This is a genomic window from Peptoniphilus senegalensis JC140 (genome assembly GCF_000321025.1).
Taxonomy (GTDB): Bacteria; Bacillota; Clostridia; order Tissierellales; family Peptoniphilaceae; genus Peptoniphilus_A; species Peptoniphilus_A senegalensis.
This window is the reverse complement of the sequence record NZ_HE610718.1, coordinates 189,288-207,576: the sequence shown is the minus strand read 5'-3', so window position 1 is coordinate 207,576 and position 18,289 is coordinate 189,288. Positions and strand designations below refer to the sequence as shown.

Genomic DNA, 18,289 nt, shown 5'->3' with positions numbered 1-18,289 from the left:
AACGGAGGTAAATTATGAATTCAGACGCTTTAGGAATGGTTGAAACAAAAGGTTTAGTAGGAGCTATAGAAGCAGCAGATGCTATGGTAAAGGCTGCAAATGTAAATCTAGTAGGATATGAAAAAATCGGTTCTGGTTTAGTTACTGTAATGGTAAGAGGAGATGTAGGTGCAGTTAAAGCTGCAACAGATGCAGGTGCTGCTTCAGCTAGAGCTATTGGCGAAGTAGTTTCAGTTCATGTAATCCCAAGACCACATTCAGATACTGAAAAGATTATTCCTCACTTCGATAAATAATATTTAGTCATAAGATAATTTAGAAAAGTTAAAATATCTTTTTAGGTATTTTAACTTTTCTATTACTTAAATAAGCAAGGTGATTAAATGAATATAAGTAAAAAAGAACTGGAAGAAATTATTAAGCTTATAGTAAAACAAATTTCTGAAAAGAAAAAAATTAATTTTATATTCTCAAAGCCGTGGAACAACAAATATTATATTGCACTAGATGTTTTGAAAAGATTCAAATTAAATGCAAATGCAGTTATAAGTAAAGATTTAGAAGAAAGTTATAGAGATATAGTAAAAAATTATTGTAACTGGAAAGAGATAATAGATTTGGATGAAGACAATCTTGATTTGATTTCCCAAAACGATACTTTTTTTCTGGATATAAAAATGAAAAACATAACAAATATCATTATGTTTAACGAAGATGAACTTGAGTCTGCACTTGTAATGAAACTTTTTGAAATGGGCAAAGAAGTATATTTGTGGAAAGAAACAGTAAAAAATGTAACAGGGAAAGAACCTGAAAATTATATAAAAAAACTATTAAGTTATTATGACGAAATTTTGAGTTATGGAATAAAAATAGTTGATATAGAGGAAGTGAAAATTTATGAATAGAGCACTGGGACTTATAGAAGTAGTAGGTCTTACAAACGCTATTATAGTAGCGGACACAATGCTTAAAGCTTCAAATATAAAAATGGAAGATGTAGAAATCACAAAGGGAATGGGCTTTGTTACTGTAAAAGTATCTGGGGATGTAGGAGCTGTAAAGGCTGCTATAGATTCTGGTAAAAGTTTGGCTGTTTCTTTTGATAAATTTGTTTCATCTAAAGTTATACCAAGACCTGCAAATGGCCTTGATGGTGTGTTTAATTTAGATAAAGAGGAGTCTTTAGAAGTTAAACCAGAAAAAAAAGATGAAAAAAAAGAAGAAATTGTTGAAAAAAAATCTGAGCCTGAGAAAAAAATAAGTGAGACAGATGTTAAGGAAGTTGAATCTAAAATAGACTTAAGTAAGGATAACAAAAAGCCTCAAAACAAAAAAGTTACAAAAGATTTAAAGAATCCTAAGACAAGTGAGTAGTGATATTATGTTTATCGCAAAAGTAGTTGGAAATGTTGTAGCAACAAGAAAAAATGATACTTTAGTAGGATACAAGCTTATGATTATACAACCTATTAATGCCAATGGAGAAAAATATAGAAATGAATCCGTTGCAGCTGACTATGTAGGAGCAGGTATAGGCGAACTTGTTCTTGTTGGATCAGGTTCTTCGGTTCGTGTTGAAGATGATAGAAAATCTTCAGTTATAGATTTGGCAATTATAGGTATAATTGATGATTTAATTGTGTGAGGTAGATTATGAACAAAAGAGCGGTTTTTGATACAGTATGTGATGCAATAGATGCTGTAAAATCATCCTTTCAATTGTATAAAGAACTTGGTATTTCCAATAGAGAGGAAATAATAAGAGAAATAAGAAAAGAGCTTTTAAATCATGTAGATGAGCTTGCACAAAAAAGTTTTGATGAAACTTGTATGGGAAATGTTGAATCAAAAGTTGCAAAAATAAAATTGAGCATAGAAAAAACTCCAGGAACAGAAGATTTAGTTTCAGAAGTTTTAACTAAAGATAGAGTGATGACTCTTTATGAATATTCTGCTTTTGGAATAGCTTGTGCAATTATGCCAAGTACAAATCCTGTGGCAACTGTTGTAAATAATGTAATAAGTCTCTTGGCTGCTGGAAATGCAGTTATACTTTGTCCTCATCCAAGAGCTATTGAGGTAACGAAGTATTTAACAGATATAATAGCGACAACTATACTTAGAACATCAGGTATTGATAATTTAGTAACTACCTTGTCTGAGGTTAGTATGAGGAATATTTCAGAAATAATGCATCACCCAGATGTCAATTTACTTGTTGTAACTGGTGGAAGTGATATTGCCAGATCTGCAAATAAGTGTGACAAGAAAGTAATATCTGCGGGAGCAGGTAATCCGACTTTCATGGTAGATGAAACTGCGAATATTGAAAAAGCGGCAAGTTGCATAGTAAAGGGTGCAAGTTTTGATAACAATATACTTTGTGTAACTGAAAAGAACATAGTAGTTGTTGAGTCAATTTATGATAAGTTTAGAGAAGCACTTGAAAAAGAAAAAGTTTTTTACATAGATACAATAGAAAATATGTTAAAACTTTCTAAAGTTCTTTTAACAGAAGATTTGAAACCAAATAAATTTTTGGGTGGAAAAGATGTTAAAGAAATTTTAAACTTTGCAGGAATTGAATTTTATGGAGATTATAAATTAATAGCTGTTGATGTTCCTAAGATTCATCCTTTTGCAACAGAAGAGTTGTTAATGCCAGTTATTTCGATAATTAAAGTTAAAGATTTTGAAGAAGCGCTTGATACATCATTAACTCTTGAACAAGGCTTACATCATACTGCAGGTATCCATTCTAATAGTATTGAGAGACTCAATATAGCAGCTAAAAAAATGCAAACATCTATATTTGTAAAAAATGGTTGCTCATTAGATGGAATAGGTTTCTCAGATGATAATCCTGTAAGTTTTACTATAGCAAATAAAACCGGAGAAGGTTCAACAAGTGCTAGGAATTTTGCACGCAGGAGAAGATGTGCTTTAGTTGATGCCTTTTCTATAAGGTGATGAAAGATGAAAGATTTAAAAAACAAAACAGAGATTGTATTTGAAGTCAACGCTCTTAGTAAGTTAAAAGAAATTGAAGATAAAAAAATTTTAATAATGACAGATTCTTTTATTGCTAAGAGTGTCCTTATGAAAGAGCTTTTAAAAAATATAAATTCTTCAAATAAAGTGATTATATACGACAAAGTAATGCCAGATCCAAGTCTTGAAATAGTAGGACAGTCCCTTGCCTTATATATAAAAGAGGATATTGATATTATAGTGGGTTTTGGAGGAGGATCTTCAATAGATTCTGCAAAGGGTGTGATTTATTTTGCATCTGAAGTTTCTCACAAAGATATTTATTTTATAGCGATACCAACGACAAGTGGAACAGGTTCTGAAGTTACAAGCGTTGCTGTACTAAAAGATAATGACACTCAAGTAAAGCATCTATTACAATCAGATGATATGTTACCAGATTTAGCAATACTGGATCCTTGTCTTGTAAAGGAACTGCCAAAAAAAATTATTGCTAATACAGGTATTGATGTTTTAACACATGCGATTGAAGCCTATGTTGGTAAGAATAGAAGTTCCTATTCTGATGCTTTGTCTGAAAAAGCTGGAGAATTAGTTGTCAAATATCTTTATAGAAGTTACAACAATATAAGAGATGTTGAAGCTAAAGAAGAGATGCATTTGGCGTCAATGATGGCAGGCAAATCTTTTGAGATGGCAGGACTTGGAATAAATCATGCCATAGCACATCAATTAGGAGCTGAATTTCATATACCGCATGGACTTTGCAATGGACTTCTCTTAACAAGTGTTATAGATTTCAATTCAAGTAAAAAGAATATCAAAAAAAGATATGCCAATTATGCAAGAAAAATTGGAATAACAAAAGCAAAGGAAGATACTGAAGCTGTAAATAATTTGAAAACATTTATAAAAAGCTTACAAGGAATAATGGAAATGCCAAAAAGTTTAAGCGAATGTAATGTTTCAAAGGACAAATTATTAAAGGCAAAGGATAAGCTTGCTGAAAATGCTTTAAAAGATAATTGTATGAAATCTGCACCTATGAGCATAGATATTAAAGCGACAAAAGAAATTATTGAAAAGATATATTAGATTTTATAATATTATTGTAATAATAAATCATCGTGGAGGGGTTTATGAACACTAATAAAAAATATAAAGAAGATATACCTAATATAAAAATCAATGAAAAATATACTGATGGAAGAACTGATGTTGATATATATTCAATATTTGGGAAAGAGTATTTAGAAGAGATACAAAGAGTTATTTCTGATGTTACAGGGCTTGCTTTTGTAACAATAGATTACAAGGGAGAACCTTTAACAGAGATGACTAATTTTTCCAAAAGGTGTAGTCACATAAGAGAGAACTCTATGTGTAAAAAGATATGTGAATTATCGGATGCCTCTGGTGCCATAAGAGCAGCAGTCGCAAAAAAGACTTCTATATATTTTTGTCCATTTAATCTATTAGAGGTTGCAATTCCAATAATAATTAATGACAAATATCTAGGTGCTTTTATAGGAGGACAAGTAATATGCGAAGATGCTCCTGATAGGGTACTTAGAATGCAAGATCAACTTTTGCTTGATGAAATAGATTTTGAGAATTTACACTTAAATGCAATAGATGTAAATTCAAAAAAATATACTTTTAGAGAGTTTGAGTCAATAGTAAAGTTGGTTGAACTTATAATTTCAGAGATAGTGAAGAAAGAATTAATTTCTAGTTATCATGAAAATAAAAACAAAAAGAGAATAAAAGATTTAGAAGAAAATATAGAAAAACTTGAAGAAAAAAACTTAGAACTTAAAAATAAAATTTTAACTATTAATAATAATTTGAATAAACTTTTTTTAAACAATATGATGGAATCACTTTCAAATCTTGCTTTAATAGAAGAAGCGGAAAATACTAGCAAATATAGTGAGTATTTGAGGAATTTTTTTATAAATTCAATTGAAATTGATTCCGATTCTATAAATGTTGTTTACAAAACTTTAGTAAATTATTTTAAGATGAAAGAAATTCAATATAAAGACAGATTTAAGTACGAGATTAATATTAATGATGATATTAAGGATTATACTATGCCTTTAAAGATATTAATTTCCTATGTACTTGCAATGTGTTATTTAGGGCTTAACTTTAATGATGGCGATTACTACATAAGAGTTGATTTATCAAAAGATGGAGATGAAGTAAGCGCATTAATTGAAGATAATGGAGTAGGAATTTCTAAGGAAGCATTTGAAAAATTAAAAGATATTCACAATATAAGTGGAGAAGTTGGAAAAATATTTGACCATATAAGAAACTTGGAAGAAACTTTTAAAAATATTTCGAATGAAAAACATAAGATAAATATATTTGAGTATTATAAAAAGACAGTTATATCTATAAAATATCCTATAAAAAGCTAGGGTGATTATATGCACAGCGTTTTATTAGTAAGTAATCAATTTTTAACGAGAAGCGCTTTAAGAAAAATAATAGAAAAGAATGAAAAATTCAGTATATTTGCGGAAACACATTCGCCTAAAGAAGCAATAGAGTTAGTTAAAAATAATGATATTGATTTAGTTTTTTCTGACTTTTTACTACCAGGAATTAGTGGCGTAGATTTTATAAATAAGGTTGAAGAAGCAAATAAGGATACTAAGGTATTTTTATTGACATTTCCTCATGATTTGGTTTTTGAAGAAAATGCAAATGTTAATTTAAGTCAAATTATACTGAAGCCTCTAACATTTGAGAAAGTAAATGAAAAACTAATAAGATACGATAATATAAGTCACAGCAGTTTTCAAAAAGATTTTATATTGGAAATGGAAAAGTCTGTAAATATGAATGACTTCCTTGAAGTTTATGAGTATTTAACTGAGCAAATAAATGAATTTGATTTTGAAAATAAAGATGTAGAAGTTAGAAATCAGATAAAAGATAAGTTAATCAACTATGGAAATAGAATAATTAATTTGAATAGTTTAGTTGAAGAAACAGAAGTAATAGATAGAGATTTTCCTTTGAAAGATGTAATGGTTAAAGATAAGAGACTTTGCAATATATGGATGTTTAAGATTGTTGATTATTATTTTAAAAAGAAAAGTATTACCAAGTATCCTATATTAAAAGATATTTGTGATTATATCAACAATAATTTAGATAAAAACATTTCTCTTAACGATGTTGTAAAAGAATGCAACATATCTCAAGGGTATTTGAGCAGACTTTTTAAGAATGAATACAAGCTTACAGTTGTAAATTATATTCACTTAAAGAAAATAAATTTAGCGAAAGAATACATAATATTAGAGAATAGAAGTGTCTTAGATACCGCTTTTAATTTGGGATATAACGAGTATGGATATTTTAGCAAAATATTCAAAAAGTATGAGAACATGACTGTTGAGCAGTTTAGAAAAGCTAGGTGATATAAATGAATAAATTTATTATTACATCAGAATCAGTAACAGAAGGTCATCCAGATAAAGTTTGTGATTTAATATCAGATTCAATTTTAGATGAATATTTGAAACAAGACAGCAATTCCAGAGTAGCTGTTGAAAATATGATTTCAAACAATCTTCTTGTTATTGCAGGGGAAGTAACTTCATCTGCAAAAGTAGATGTGGAAAAAGTTGCTTTAAATACAATAAAAGAGATAGGCTATTCAACTAGCGAATCAGGGTTTGATGTTGAGAAAGCCATTGTTATTACAAATATAAATGAGCAGTCAAAGGATATAGCTATGGGAGTAAATCGTGAAAAGATTTGCGCAGGTGATCAAGGTCTTGTTTATGGATATGCTACAAACGAAAGCAAATCTTATTTACCTCTTGCAGCTGAATTATCTCATGCACTTGCAAAAAGACTTTCAAAAGTAAGAAAAGAAGGTATAGTGGAAGGACTTTATCCTGACGGAAAATCACAAGTAAGTTTGGTATATGAAAATGGAATACCAAGTTATGTTAAGTCAGTAGTTCTTGCAGCACATCACAAAGAAAGTAAAGACATTGCAACTTTGAGATATGAGCTTATTAAAGAAGTAATAATGAAAGTTATAGATAGTTCATTAATAAGGAAGGATACATCAATTCACATAAATGCCACTGGTAAATTTGCTATTGGAGGACCTATGGCTGATGTAGGACTTACTGGAAGAAAAATTATTGTAGATACTTATGGAGGTTTTGGACGACACGGTGGAGGAGCATACTCTGGAAAAGATCCATCGAAAGCAGATAGATCGGCTTCTTATATGGCAAGATATGTTGCTAAAAATTTAGTGGCGGCTGATTTATGTGATAAGTGCGAAGTACAATTAGCCTACGTAATTGGAAAAGAAAATCCAGAAAGTATTTATATAGATACCTTTGGAACAGAAAAATATGATTTAGAAAAAATTTATGATGTAACTAAAAAAGTTTTTGATTTAAGCATAGACGGTATAATTAAAAATTTAAGCTTACAAAGACCAATATATAAGAAGACAGCGGCGTATGGACATTTTGGCAGAAATGAAGATGAATTTACATGGGAGAAAACAGATAAAAAATATGAAATAAAAAATTTAATCGGGTAGGTGTACTATGGATATTTTAACAATACTTGCAGGCTTTACAGGAGGAATATTTGGAACAGCTTTTGGTTCTATACCAGCCTTTATTTTAACAGGCGTATTTGCTTTAATAGGCTCTGTTTTAACTCTTTCAGGAGTAACAGATTTTATTGTAGGTACTGTGGCGTTTGGACCTTTCTTTGGACCTCATGTATCTTTTGCAGCTGGAGCTGCAGCAGCAGCTTATGCAGCTAATAAAGCTAAGAAGTTAGATAGCGCACAAAATGTTTTGGCAGCACTTTTTGGCATTAATGACATAAAAACATTACTGGTAGGCGGACTTTATGGAATTTTAGGTATAGTTACTTTTACTCTTATAACAAAACAATCTGTATTTGTAACTGATTATCCCGCTTTTTGTGTATGTGTAGTTTTGTTTTTAAATAGAATAATTATGGGCAAAACTTCTATTATTGGCACATTAAAAGAAGGAGAAAAAAGAGATATATTTCCAAAAGATGAAATACTATTAAATTCTGTAAATGGTCTTCTATTTGCATTAGGAGTAGCAGTTATTGGACAAAAGCTTATTGAGGCTGGGGTTAGCCAAGATGCAATGGCTATTTATCCTGTTTTTGTTTTTGGGATTTCTGCTTTATCACTTATATTTTTACAAATGGGATTCGCAATTCCTATAACTCACCACATCACATATCCTGCTGCAACTGTATTTATTATGACACAAAATATATATTTAGCAGCAATAACAGGATTTATAAATGCAATACTTTGGGTAATTGCAGGAAAAGTATTTAACTCTAATTGTGATACATACATCGATCCACCAGCAATAGTAATTGTAATCAGTATGTTTGTAATTAATTTAATTTTCTAAGTAAGAAAAAGGGAGTAATATGTTGAATAATAATGAACTTGTAGAAAAAATTTCAAAGGAAGTTTTGAAAAGAATAAATGACATAAATAATCACAAAATTGTTGTAGGTGTTTCAAATAGACATGTGCATTTATCCAAAGAAGATTTAGAAAGCTTATTTGGGAAGAATTATGAGCTTACTGTTAAATCAACATTAAAACAGCCCGGACAATTTGCAGCACAAGAATGTGTAACTATACGCGGACCAAAAGGCGAGTTTAACAATGTAAGAATTTTAGGACCTATAAGAGATAAATCACAAGTTGAAATTTCTCTTACTGATTCTTTTAAATTGGGAGTAAAGGCACCTATAAAAGAATCAGGAAAGCTTAAAGGAACACCGGGTATAGAGATTATAGGGCCTTGTGGGCGAATAAGTATGCCTGAAGGAACAATTATTGCTCTTAGACATATCCATATGAAGCCTGAAGATGCAAAATTTATGAATGTAAAAGATGGAGATTTTGTAGATGTGCAGTTTTTTGGAGAGAGAAAAGCTGTAATGGGCAATGTACTCATTAGAGTGAGTGATAAATACGCACTTGAAATGCACTTAGATACTGACGAAGCTAATGCTGTTGGTATAAAAAATAACGATTATGTAGTTTTAAAAAAATTTGTTAGGTGAAAATATTGATAAAGAATAAGGATGTATTAAAGCTTTCAAAACTAATAAAAGAAAATAAATTTATTGAATTTAAAGATAGGGAATTGAAAGTTGGAGTGGATCTTGGCACTGCAAATATTGTACTTGTAGTAACAGATATGAAAAACAACCCAATAGCAGGTTTAATTGAGCCTGCTAAAGTTGTAAGAGATGGAATAGTTGTTGATTATATGGGTGCAATAAAGATTGTTCGAGATCTTAAAGAAAAATTAGAAAAATTAATCAATAAAGAACTTGTATATGCGGCATGTGCTATACCACCAGGAATAGATCCTAGAAGTGTAAAATCTATATCAAATGTAGTTGAGTCGGCTGACTTTGTAGTAACAAATATAGTTGATGAACCGACAGCAGCAGCAAAAGCTTTAAAAATAAAGGATGGAGCAATAGTTGATTTAGGTGGCGGAACAACTGGTATAAGCTTATTAAAAAATGGCAAGGTTGTTGGGACCTGGGATGAGCCTACTGGTGGTCATCATATGAATTTGACTATTGCTGGATATTATAATATAGATATTGATGAAGCTGAAAAGTTAAAAATAAATTCCAATAACAGAGAGATATTCACTATTATAAAGCCAGTTTTAGAAAAAATGGCAAGCATAGTAAAAAATGTTTTAGACGATAAAGATGTAGAGAATTTATATTTAGTTGGCGGGGCATCAAATTTTAACGGAATAGAAGAGTTATTTGAGAGGATAACTGGAATAAAAACGCATAGAAGTGAAGAAGCTCTATTGGTAACACCTTTAGGTATAGCAAAGAGTTGTTTAGGAGGAAAAAATGGAAAATAACATGATTGATGATGTTATAAAACAAGTAATTGAAGACTTAAAAAAAGATGGAAGCATAAATGAATCTTGTATAGATTGTCAAAAAAATTATGGAGTTTTTGACAATATTAATGATGCAATAGAAGCTGCAGATAAGGCTCAAAAACAACTTTATAATCTTTCAATAGATGAACGAGATAGATTTGCAGATGTGATACGAGAGACAGTATTAAAAGAAGAAAACTTAAATTTAATTTCCAAAATGGCAGTTGAAGAAACTGAAATAGGAAGAGTAAGTGACAAAATAATAAAAAATAAAGTTGCGGCAACTAAGACTCCTGGAAAAGAAGATTTAAAGACAAATGCACTAACGGGTTCTAATGGACTTATGCTAGAAGAATTTTGTCCTTTTGGAGTTATAGGATCCATAACGCCAACAACAAATCCTACAGAAACAATAATATCAAATTCGATATCAATGATAGTAGGAGGAAATTCTGTTGTATTCTCGCCACATCCTCGTGCAAAAAAGACATCAATAACTCTTATAAAAATGTTAAATAAGGCATTAGTTGAAAGTGGAGCTCCTGATAATTTAATAACTATGGTTAAGGAACCATCAATTGAAGCTACAAATGATATGATGAAGCATCCAAAAATAAGACTTTTGGTGGCAACAGGTGGTCCTGGAATTGTAAAGACAGTTCTTTCATCAGGGAAAAAAGCAATAGGAGCAGGAGCAGGAAACCCTCCAGTAGTTGTAGATGAAACTGCAAATATAGAAAAGGCGGCAAAAGACATTGTAGATGGAGCAAGCTTTGACAATAATGTGCCTTGTATAGCAGAAAAAGAAGTTTTTGTAGTAGAATCTCAAATTGATAATTTAATTTACTACATGAAGAAGAATGGAGCTTATCTTTTAACCTCTGAAAGTGATATAAAAAATCTTGATAGTACAGTGAGTCAAGAAAATGGAAAACCAAAAACTGAGTTTGTTGGAAAAGATGCAAAATTTATTTTAAGTAAAATAGGCATTGATGTTCCAGATGATATAAAACTTATAATTTTTAAGACACATAGAGATCATCATTTAGTAACTGAAGAAATGATGATGCCAATACTTCCAATAGTTCCAGTTCCTAATGTTGATGAAGCTATAGAGTGTGCACATAAAGCAGAACATGGAAATAGACATACTGCAATAATGCACTCAAAAAATATTGACAAATTATCAAAAATGGCAAAACTTTTAGAATGTACAATTTTTGTAAAAAATGCACCTTCATATTCTGGGATTGGTGTTGGTGGAGAGGGATCTACTACATTTACCATTGCAGGACCTACTGGCGAAGGTATAACAAGCGCAAAGAGTTTTTGTAGAATAAGAAGATGTGTAATTAAAGATTCATTCAGCATTAGATAAAATACAAAAGCAAAAAAATTATATTTATTTTAAAACCCCTAAATTTTTAAGATTTAGGGGTTTGTTATATAAACATGAAATATATTTTATAAAGTTTTCGTTTTTACCATATATCTATATTGAGCTTTGGAAAAAACTGAATATAGGAAGACTCTTAATAGCGGATTATAGTATAGAGACTCTTTATTTTTAAATGATAAAAGCACCATTATTATCTATTTCAAGTGGCAAGACTTTGTAATCGCCCTTTAATTCCTTTACTTTGTTTTTTATAAACTCTTCAGAAATTTTGTCGGCATAGTCAAGAAGTATCATAAGTGTTGAGCCTGCACCACTTAGGTAGTGACCAAGGGCATGGCTTTCATCTATGATTTCTTCTATTTGTTCAATCTCTGGTATAAGTTTAAATCTGTAAGGTTCGTGGATTTTATCTTCTAGGGCAACTTTTAAATTTTTTTCATCTCCAGATATTAGTGACAAGATTAAAAGTGATAGGCGAGAGAGATTAAAGACTGCATCATCTTTAGTGTAAGTCTCAGGCAGTGCTTGGCGGGCAAGCTTTGTGCTGAGTTTAAATTCTGGGATTAGTGCCAAAAATTTTATCTTGTCAGAAACATTAAATTTTTCAACAAAAACTTGACCATGATCATAAATCGCTGCTGTTGCACCGCCAAAAATTGCTGGTGAAACATTGTCGGGATGTCCTTCTATGACTGTTGCAATTTTTAAAATTTCTTTTTTGTCAAAATCTTTTTCCATGACATCAAAGGCAGCCATTATGCCCATGACTACGCAGGCTGCAGAAGAGCCAAGTCCACGAGACATGGGTATGTCTGATGATAGTTTAAATTTTACTGGAGGAGTTTTTTCTCCGTAAACTTCAAAAGTATGAGCGTAAGATTTATAAATCAAATTGCTCTTTATATTTTCTTCAAAAGCTTTCCTGTCTTCACTTATTTTAAATTCACAAGTGTTATATAAGTTTAAGGAAAGTCCAAGAGTGTCAAAGCCTGGTCCAAGGTTGGCAGAAGTTGCAGGCACAGAAATTCTCTTGCCACGACTTGCAAATTTTAAAAGCTCTTCATCTATTTCACTTTTATTTATTCTTGTCTTGTGAATTATTTTTTTGTCCATCAATTTTTTTATTTCAGAAGGGATTTTTACACCAGATAGTTTATAGAGAGCGTCTATATTTTTAAATTCATCTTGTGAAAGATTTTCGCCAAGGGCAGATAAGACTGATGAAGAAAATTTGTAGGGGCTGGCAGTGGAAAGAATCACTGTATTTTTTAAAGAAAGCTCATCTACTATGTGCTTTGCCACAGCTGTATGTGGGTCAATTAGATAATTTTCTTCTTTAAAAGTTTTTGCAATAGTAGATTTTGTATCATCTTCACTTGCGTAGCCACACAAAAATTCATTGAAGTCATTTTTAAATTCAAAAATGTGATTTTCAGCAAGCTCTTTCATTTTTTCTATTACAACTTCATCAGATGACTTGTGATAGATAAGCCTCTCCAAATTACTTGATACCAAGATGTCCATTGATGGCGAAATAGTTTTTTTGAGTTCTCTATTGGCATCGTATCTTCCAGTTTTGAAGAAGTCTGTCAAGACATTGTTTGAATTTGATGCGATAATAAGCTTGTCTACTGGAAGTCCCATTTGTTTTGCGTAGTAGCCAGCCAAGATGTCGCCGAAGTTTCCAGTTGGAACACAGAAAGAAATTTTATGACCACATGAAATTTTTTCTGCCTTAACTAAGTCAGCATAGGCATAAAAATAATAGACAATTTGTGGCAAAAGCCTTCCAATATTTATTGAATTGGCAGAGGAAAGGTAAATATTTTTTTCCTTTAACTTCTTTTTTATGTCTTTATCGGTAAAAATTTTTTTCACAGCAGACTGAGCGTCATCAAAATTTCCGTCAATGGAAATAACCTTTGAGTTAAGTGAGTCTGTTGAGTCCATTTGCCTTTTTTGAATTGCAGAAACTCCCTCTGTTGGATATAAAACTAAAATATCTATATTTTCTGTGTTGTAAAATCCTTCTAGGGCAGCCTTACCTGTGTCGCCAGAAGTTGCAGTTAAAATTAGCGTCTTGTCTTTTATGCCAAGAGATTTTTTGGCGTAGGACAAAAGGTTGGGAAGAAGGCAAAGGGCAAAGTCCTTAAAGGCAGCAGTTCTTCCGTGATAAAGTTCTAGGTAAAAATCTTTTTTACAAGTCACTTTTGCAATTTCATTTTCAAAACTTGCGTAAGATTTTTCTATTATTTTTAAAAGTTCTTCGCTGTCGAAGTCAGTCAAATATAGGGACAAAATTTTATGGGCAAGGTCAATGTATTTGAGACTTAAATTTTCACTTATGTCAAATTTGGGGAAGTACTCTGGAACAAAAAGACCGCCATCATCAGAGATACCTTTTACAATTGCTTCCCTAGCCGATATTTTTAAGTTGGAATTTCTAGTTGATAAAAACTTCATATTTCCTCCTCTATTTCTGCAATGAAAATGTCTTTTAAGCCATCTATTGCATAAGTTAATTTCTTGAGCTCAATTTTTTTGGTAATAATGTGGTGATCCTCGCCAATAATTTTTTCTGATGAAGTTAGATTTTTAAGTTCATCAGAAATTTTTGATGTCCTAAGGTAATATTTTTTTTCTAAATTATTTTCTACTGGATAGGAATTTTCTGCCCTATAAAAAGTTGCAATTTCTCTTTTTGCAAGAATTCTAAGAAGGTCACGCATAATTGCATCAGCTGTCTCAAGCTTACCTGCACCAGGACCTTTTAATTCGCAGCTTTTAAAATTTTCGCCGAGAACTTTTATTGCATTTGTGCTAGCAAAAGTTTTTGCAAAAAAATCATCTTTCAAAAATCTTGGCATGACAGAAATATTTATCTTGCCATCTTTTAAAGAGGACTTGCCAAGAAGCCTAATAGAGTAAGCCATATCCTTTGCAAAATTAAAATCTGATTTTTTTATAGTGCTTATACCAAAAGTAAAAATTTCATCTTCAGCTATTTTTGCATCGTAAATGAGAGAGGATAGGATCCTAATTTTTCTCATGGCATCAAGTCCATCCACATCGGCAGAAGGGTCAGCCTCTGCATAGCCAAGCTCTTGTGCTTCTTTTAAAACTTCTTCATAATCAAGTCCTTCTCTTTCCATTTTTGACAAGATGTAATTTGAAGTGCCATTTAAAATTCCTGAGATTTCAGAAATATCATTAAAAAAGACTTCCTCCATGAGGGGATGAATTATTGGAATTGCGCCAGCAACGGAGGCTTCATAGGCTAAGTAAACTTCATTTTCACGAGCAAGCTCACTTAATTCTTCAAAATATTTTGAGACCACAGCCTTGTTGGCAGTGACAATATTTTTTTTCGCCTTCATGAGTCTTACAATTCTCTCATGAGTTTCTTCTAGGTTTGAAGTCACATCAATGACAGTATCAAGGTCTGAATTTAAGATTTCATCAAAGTCATCTGTGAAAATTAAATCTTTGTCGTGAGGCTTTCTCTTCTTATTTTTATTTTTTATTAAAATTCTTTCTATTGTTATATCAAAATTATTTTTTAATAGTGATTTTCTCTTTTTGTACAAAATTTCTTCGACGCCTGTTCCCACAGTGCCAAAGCCCATTATTGCAATTTTCAAATCAAACCTCCAAGAGTTTCTTTGCTATTTGCACTGCATTTGTGGCAGCACCCTTTCTAATGTTGTCGGCACAGGACCAAAGGTTGATGCCATTTTCCACAGTGAAGTCTCTTCTAATTCTTCCAACGAAGACTTCGTTTTTGTCCTTTGCCATTAGGGGCATGGCATAGATTTCATTAGTTGGGTCATCTTCCAAGATCATGCCAGGGTAGTTAGCTATAATTTTTTTCACATCTTCAATTTCAAAAGGCTTTTCCACTTCAACATTTATAGAAATGCTGTGAGAATTTCTCACAGGAACACGCACTGTTGTAGCTGTCACAAGAAGGGAGTCGTCATGAAGAATTTTTTTAGTTTCGTTAATCATCTTCATTTCTTCCTTTGTGTAGCCATTGTCCAAGAAGACATCAATTTGTGGTATGCAGTTATTTTTAATTGGATACTTGTAGGCAAGATTTGTTTCTTCTTCAAGGTCAGAAATTCCCTTGATACCAGAACCAGACACAGATTGATAAGTTGAATAGATAACTCTTTTTATCTTGTATTTGTCATGAATTGGTTTGAGAGGAAGGACTGACTGAATAGTAGAACAATTTGGATTTGCAATAATTCCCTTGTTCAATTTAATGTCTTCAGGGTTTATTTCTGGAACTACTAGAGGAACTTCTGGATCCATTCTAAAGGCAGAGGAATTGTCAACTACAATTGCACCAGCTTTTGCAGCAAGAGGAGCAAATTTTTCACTGACAGAGCCGCCAGCAGAGAAGAGGGCAACTTTTATATTTCTTCCGTCAAAGGAGTCTTCCTTTAACTCTTCAACTGTGTAATCTTTTCCGCAGTAGTTAATAGTTTTTCCTGCAGATTTTTTTGAGCTAAAGAGATATAAATTGTCAATTGGGAAATTTTCCTCGCTCAAAACCTTTAACATTGTACTCCCAACTAAACCAGTTGCTCCAACAACTGCTACATTATATTTCATTTTTTTCCTCCTTATAAAACTCTCTGTAAATAGCTTCAATAGCCTTTTCAAAATCTTTAGTTTCAACACCAATAATAATATTTATTTCGCTAGAACCTTGACTAATCATTTTTATGTTAATTCCATTTCTAGCAAGAGCAGTAAAAGTTCTTGAAGACACGCCCTTTTCATTAATCATTCCTCGACCAACTACAGCAATAAGGGAAATGTCACGCTCCCAACTAATGCTATCAACATTAAGATAAATTTTTAATTCTTCAAGGACTTTATTTAATTTTGCTGCAATTTGAGAATCAGAAACAATGACGGAAACTGAGTCAATGCTTGAAGGCATGTGCTCAATGGAAATATCATTAGATTCAAAGACAGTAGTTAGCTTTCTGAAAAAGTCCTTTTCAGTGTTCATATTTACCTTTTCAAGATTTATAACAGTAAAATCTTTTTTGCCCGAAATTCCAGTTATAATATTTTTATTTCTATAAGCACATTTAGATACAATTAAAGTTCCTTCGTCATTAGGTGCATTAGTGTTTTTTATATTAATTGGAATATTTTTATCGCGAAGAGGGAAGATTGCTTCCTCGTGAAGGACCTTGGCGCCCATGTAGGAAAGCTCGCGAAGCTCCTTGTAAGTAATAGTGCCAATTGGAGTGGAGTCCCTTACAATTTTTGGGTCGGCAACTAAAAAGCCACTGACGTCAGTGAAATTTTCATACATTTCTGCATCGAGGGCAGAAGCAATGACAGAGCCAGTTACATCAGAGCCGCCACGAGAAAAGGTGTGGACTTTGCCAAACTCGTCAAGGCCATAAAAACCAGGGACAACAGCTCTATCGTGCTTAATCAAAATATTTTTAATATTTGCCGTAGACTTTGGAAGGTCTAAGGCCCCATCAGTAAAGACAATTAAATCTCTGGCATCAACAAAATCGTAGCCCAAAAACTTTGCGAGGACTTGGGCACTAATAAATTCGCCGCGACTTATAACAAAGTCATAACTTGCTCCATTTGTAATTTCATTTTTCACATCTTGCAAAATCCCATCAATGTCAATATCCAAAACAAGATCATCAACAATATTTTTAAAAACATTCTCGATGATCTTGTAAACTTCGTTAAAATTCAATTCATGCGCACTTAGTTCGTGGCACATTGCTAGAAGGTCAGTAACCTTGTGATTGTTGTTTATGCCCTTTCCAGGCGCAGACACGACGATGTACTTTCTGTCATCGTCTTTAATAATAATATCCTTAACTTTTTTCAGTTGAACAGCATCGGCAAGAGAACTGCCACCAAATTTTGCGACTTTCATCTTTTTCTCCTTTATAAGTATAAATAAAAACAATTTATAAGATAACTAAAGAATTACTTTAAAATTAAATATTTTAGAAAAATCAAACAAGTAAAAAGTAATTTTTACGATTATACAATTATTTAGTCAGATTGTCAATGAAAGAAGGTGGATCAATAAAAGTAATAACAAGAAAAATTAATAAAAAATAAAGAAAGAATAGTATGATAAAATGAGATTAGAATTTTTGAACAGAAAAATTATTATTTATAAACAAAGGAGATATATTTGGCAAGAGAAGTACAAATTAAGGGAAGTAAAAGAGAAAAGGCTTTTAAACTTTGGATAAAAGCATCGAATCCAATGGTTACTTTTTTTAAGAATATTGATATAAGTAATTTGGTTAAAATTAGCAATAAGAAAAATATGAAATTAAATATGCTTTTAAACTATTGTATTGGAAAAGCAGCTTTTGATATTAAGGAGTTTTATTTTTTACCAGTGGGAGATAAACTTATTAAGTTTGATACTATTGCAGTCAATACTATTATAAAAAATAAAAATGATGAAATTAATTCTTGTGATATTTTATATCTGGATAATTTAGAAAAATTTAGTAAAAATTATGAAAACTGTACTTCGAAAGTTAGAAATAATTGTGAGGATATAGATTTATCAAAAGATAGCATGGTAATTGGTACATCAGCAATTTTAGAAACCGAGCTTGATGGTGCCCTTGGAATGAATAGTGGTATTTATAATAATCCATTTATAATTTGGGGCAAGTACAAGAAGAAATGGTTTAAATATTATTTACCAATTTCTTTTCAATTTCATCACGCTCAAATGGATGGATCTCACGCTGGAAAATTTTTAGAAAATTTACAAAAAGAAGTAAATAATTTAAAGTAGATATTAAAAAAATTTTTTGATTATTTTTTATTTAGATTAAATTAGGTTAATAACCTATTAAAAAGTAAAAAGGAGAATGTTGTTTGA

At 31.4% G+C, this 18,289-nt stretch carries 18 protein-coding genes; 14 read left to right on the top strand and 4 right to left on the bottom strand.

The window, feature by feature from the left end; all coding sequences use genetic code 11:
- The first annotated feature begins 14 nt into the window (after nucleotides 1–14).
- The 13 genes from pduA to PTSHG_RS05170 all read left to right on the top strand — a co-directional run bounded on the left by pduA (nucleotide 15) and on the right by PTSHG_RS05170 (nucleotide 11,358).
- The gene (gene pduA / locus PTSHG_RS05230) at nucleotides 15–296 is read left to right on the top strand and encodes a propanediol utilization microcompartment protein PduA (RefSeq protein ID WP_005957821.1); all 282 of its coding nucleotides are present in this window, start codon (nucleotides 15–17) and stop codon (nucleotides 294–296) included.
- A gap of 87 nt (nucleotides 297–383) precedes the next feature.
- Nucleotides 384–908, top strand: a complete 525-nt coding sequence (locus tag PTSHG_RS05225) for a hypothetical protein (protein ID WP_019107835.1) — start codon at nucleotides 384–386, stop codon at nucleotides 906–908.
- The gene (locus tag PTSHG_RS05220) at nucleotides 901–1,377 is read left to right on the top strand and encodes a BMC domain-containing protein (RefSeq protein WP_019107834.1); all 477 of its coding nucleotides are present in this window, start codon (nucleotides 901–903) and stop codon (nucleotides 1,375–1,377) included. Before PTSHG_RS05225 ends, PTSHG_RS05220 begins: the two co-directional genes overlap by 8 nt.
- Nucleotides 1,378–1,384: 7 nt before the next feature.
- The gene (locus PTSHG_RS05215) at nucleotides 1,385–1,648 is read left to right on the top strand and encodes a EutN/CcmL family microcompartment protein (RefSeq protein ID WP_019107833.1); all 264 of its coding nucleotides are present in this window, start codon (nucleotides 1,385–1,387) and stop codon (nucleotides 1,646–1,648) included.
- An 8-nt stretch (nucleotides 1,649–1,656) separates the two neighbouring features.
- Nucleotides 1,657–2,973, top strand: a complete 1,317-nt coding sequence (locus tag PTSHG_RS05210; RefSeq protein ID WP_019107832.1) for an aldehyde dehydrogenase — start codon at nucleotides 1,657–1,659, stop codon at nucleotides 2,971–2,973.
- 6 nt (nucleotides 2,974–2,979) lie between these two features.
- A complete protein-coding gene (locus PTSHG_RS05205; RefSeq protein ID WP_019107831.1) occupies nucleotides 2,980–4,089 on the top strand; it encodes a 1-propanol dehydrogenase PduQ in 1,110 nt (369 codons plus the stop codon).
- A gap of 44 nt (nucleotides 4,090–4,133) precedes the next feature.
- Nucleotides 4,134–5,423: a PocR ligand-binding domain-containing protein gene (locus tag PTSHG_RS05200; protein WP_019107830.1), complete on the top strand. Its 1,290-nt coding sequence runs from the start codon at nucleotides 4,134–4,136 to the stop codon at nucleotides 5,421–5,423.
- A gap of 9 nt (nucleotides 5,424–5,432) precedes the next feature.
- Complete coding sequence (locus PTSHG_RS05195) at nucleotides 5,433–6,434, top strand: helix-turn-helix domain-containing protein (protein ID WP_019107829.1); 1,002 nt, start codon at nucleotides 5,433–5,435, stop codon at nucleotides 6,432–6,434.
- 5 nt (nucleotides 6,435–6,439) lie between these two features.
- Nucleotides 6,440–7,585, top strand: a complete 1,146-nt coding sequence (metK, locus tag PTSHG_RS05190) for a methionine adenosyltransferase (protein ID WP_019107828.1) — start codon at nucleotides 6,440–6,442, stop codon at nucleotides 7,583–7,585.
- A 7-nt stretch (nucleotides 7,586–7,592) separates the two neighbouring features.
- A complete protein-coding gene (locus PTSHG_RS05185) occupies nucleotides 7,593–8,456 on the top strand; it encodes a DUF7973 family transport facilitator (protein ID WP_019107827.1) in 864 nt (287 codons plus the stop codon).
- 19 nt (nucleotides 8,457–8,475) lie between these two features.
- Nucleotides 8,476–9,123: a phosphate propanoyltransferase gene (gene pduL, locus PTSHG_RS05180; RefSeq protein WP_019107826.1), complete on the top strand. Its 648-nt coding sequence runs from the start codon at nucleotides 8,476–8,478 to the stop codon at nucleotides 9,121–9,123.
- A complete protein-coding gene (gene eutJ, locus PTSHG_RS05175; RefSeq protein ID WP_238318733.1) occupies nucleotides 9,120–9,956 on the top strand; it encodes an ethanolamine utilization protein EutJ in 837 nt (278 codons plus the stop codon). Before pduL ends, eutJ begins: the two co-directional genes overlap by 4 nt.
- On the top strand, nucleotides 9,946–11,358 hold the full coding sequence (locus tag PTSHG_RS05170; protein ID WP_019107824.1) for an aldehyde dehydrogenase family protein: 1,413 nt from the start codon (nucleotides 9,946–9,948) through the stop codon (nucleotides 11,356–11,358). Before eutJ ends, PTSHG_RS05170 begins: the two co-directional genes overlap by 11 nt.
- A 189-nt stretch (nucleotides 11,359–11,547) precedes the next feature.
- Here the strand turns inward: PTSHG_RS05170 and thrB are convergent, their stop codons facing one another.
- From thrB to PTSHG_RS05150, 4 genes are read right to left on the bottom strand one after another with little or no spacing between them, the layout of a single operon-like run.
- Nucleotides 11,548–13,842, bottom strand: coding sequence for a homoserine kinase (gene thrB / locus PTSHG_RS05165; protein WP_019107823.1), 2,295 nt, complete (start codon nucleotides 13,840–13,842; stop codon nucleotides 11,548–11,550).
- Nucleotides 13,839–15,020, bottom strand: a complete 1,182-nt coding sequence (locus PTSHG_RS05160) for a homoserine dehydrogenase family protein (RefSeq protein ID WP_019107822.1) — start codon at nucleotides 15,018–15,020, stop codon at nucleotides 13,839–13,841. The genes thrB and PTSHG_RS05160 overlap by 4 nt, the downstream gene beginning before the upstream one ends.
- Nucleotide 15,021: 1 nt before the next feature.
- Nucleotides 15,022–15,999 carry an aspartate-semialdehyde dehydrogenase gene (locus tag PTSHG_RS05155; RefSeq protein ID WP_019107821.1) on the bottom strand — a complete coding sequence of 326 codons (978 nt, stop codon included), beginning with the start codon at nucleotides 15,997–15,999 and terminating at the stop codon, nucleotides 15,022–15,024.
- Nucleotides 15,989–17,311 carry an aspartate kinase gene (locus PTSHG_RS05150; RefSeq protein WP_019107820.1) on the bottom strand — a complete coding sequence of 441 codons (1,323 nt, stop codon included), beginning with the start codon at nucleotides 17,309–17,311 and terminating at the stop codon, nucleotides 15,989–15,991. The genes PTSHG_RS05155 and PTSHG_RS05150 overlap by 11 nt, the downstream gene beginning before the upstream one ends.
- Before the next feature lie 267 nt (nucleotides 17,312–17,578).
- On the opposite strand from PTSHG_RS05150, the gene PTSHG_RS05145 reads away from it, so the two are divergent.
- Nucleotides 17,579–18,202, top strand: a complete 624-nt coding sequence (locus PTSHG_RS05145) for a CatA-like O-acetyltransferase, family 2 (RefSeq protein WP_019107819.1) — start codon at nucleotides 17,579–17,581, stop codon at nucleotides 18,200–18,202.
- Nucleotides 18,203–18,289: the final 87 nt, after the last annotated feature.

Bases quoted from the DNA above. Each gene is read 5' to 3' on its own strand.
- PTSHG_RS05195 (WP_019107829.1), top strand. From the start codon at position 5,433: ATGCACAGCGTTTTATTAGTAAGTAATCAATTTTTAACGAGAAGCGCT.
- pduL (WP_019107826.1), top strand. From the start codon at position 8,476: ATGTTGAATAATAATGAACTTGTAGAAAAAATTTCAAAGGAAGTTTTG.
- PTSHG_RS05155 (WP_019107821.1), bottom strand. From the start codon at position 15,999: ATGAAATATAATGTAGCAGTTGTTGGAGCAACTGGTTTAGTTGGGAGT.
- PTSHG_RS05150 (WP_019107820.1), bottom strand. From the start codon at position 17,311: ATGAAAGTCGCAAAATTTGGTGGCAGTTCTCTTGCCGATGCTGTTCAA.
- PTSHG_RS05170 (WP_019107824.1), top strand. From the start codon at position 9,946: ATGGAAAATAACATGATTGATGATGTTATAAAACAAGTAATTGAAGAC.
- PTSHG_RS05185 (WP_019107827.1), top strand. From the start codon at position 7,593: ATGGATATTTTAACAATACTTGCAGGCTTTACAGGAGGAATATTTGGA.
- PTSHG_RS05225 (WP_019107835.1), top strand. From the start codon at position 384: ATGAATATAAGTAAAAAAGAACTGGAAGAAATTATTAAGCTTATAGTA.
- pduA (WP_005957821.1), top strand. From the start codon at position 15: ATGAATTCAGACGCTTTAGGAATGGTTGAAACAAAAGGTTTAGTAGGA.
- PTSHG_RS05210 (WP_019107832.1), top strand. From the start codon at position 1,657: ATGAACAAAAGAGCGGTTTTTGATACAGTATGTGATGCAATAGATGCT.
- metK (WP_019107828.1), top strand. From the start codon at position 6,440: ATGAATAAATTTATTATTACATCAGAATCAGTAACAGAAGGTCATCCA.
- PTSHG_RS05220 (WP_019107834.1), top strand. From the start codon at position 901: ATGAATAGAGCACTGGGACTTATAGAAGTAGTAGGTCTTACAAACGCT.
- PTSHG_RS05200 (WP_019107830.1), top strand. From the start codon at position 4,134: ATGAACACTAATAAAAAATATAAAGAAGATATACCTAATATAAAAATC.
- PTSHG_RS05205 (WP_019107831.1), top strand. From the start codon at position 2,980: ATGAAAGATTTAAAAAACAAAACAGAGATTGTATTTGAAGTCAACGCT.
- PTSHG_RS05215 (WP_019107833.1), top strand. From the start codon at position 1,385: ATGTTTATCGCAAAAGTAGTTGGAAATGTTGTAGCAACAAGAAAAAAT.
- thrB (WP_019107823.1), bottom strand. From the start codon at position 13,842: ATGAAGTTTTTATCAACTAGAAATTCCAACTTAAAAATATCGGCTAGG.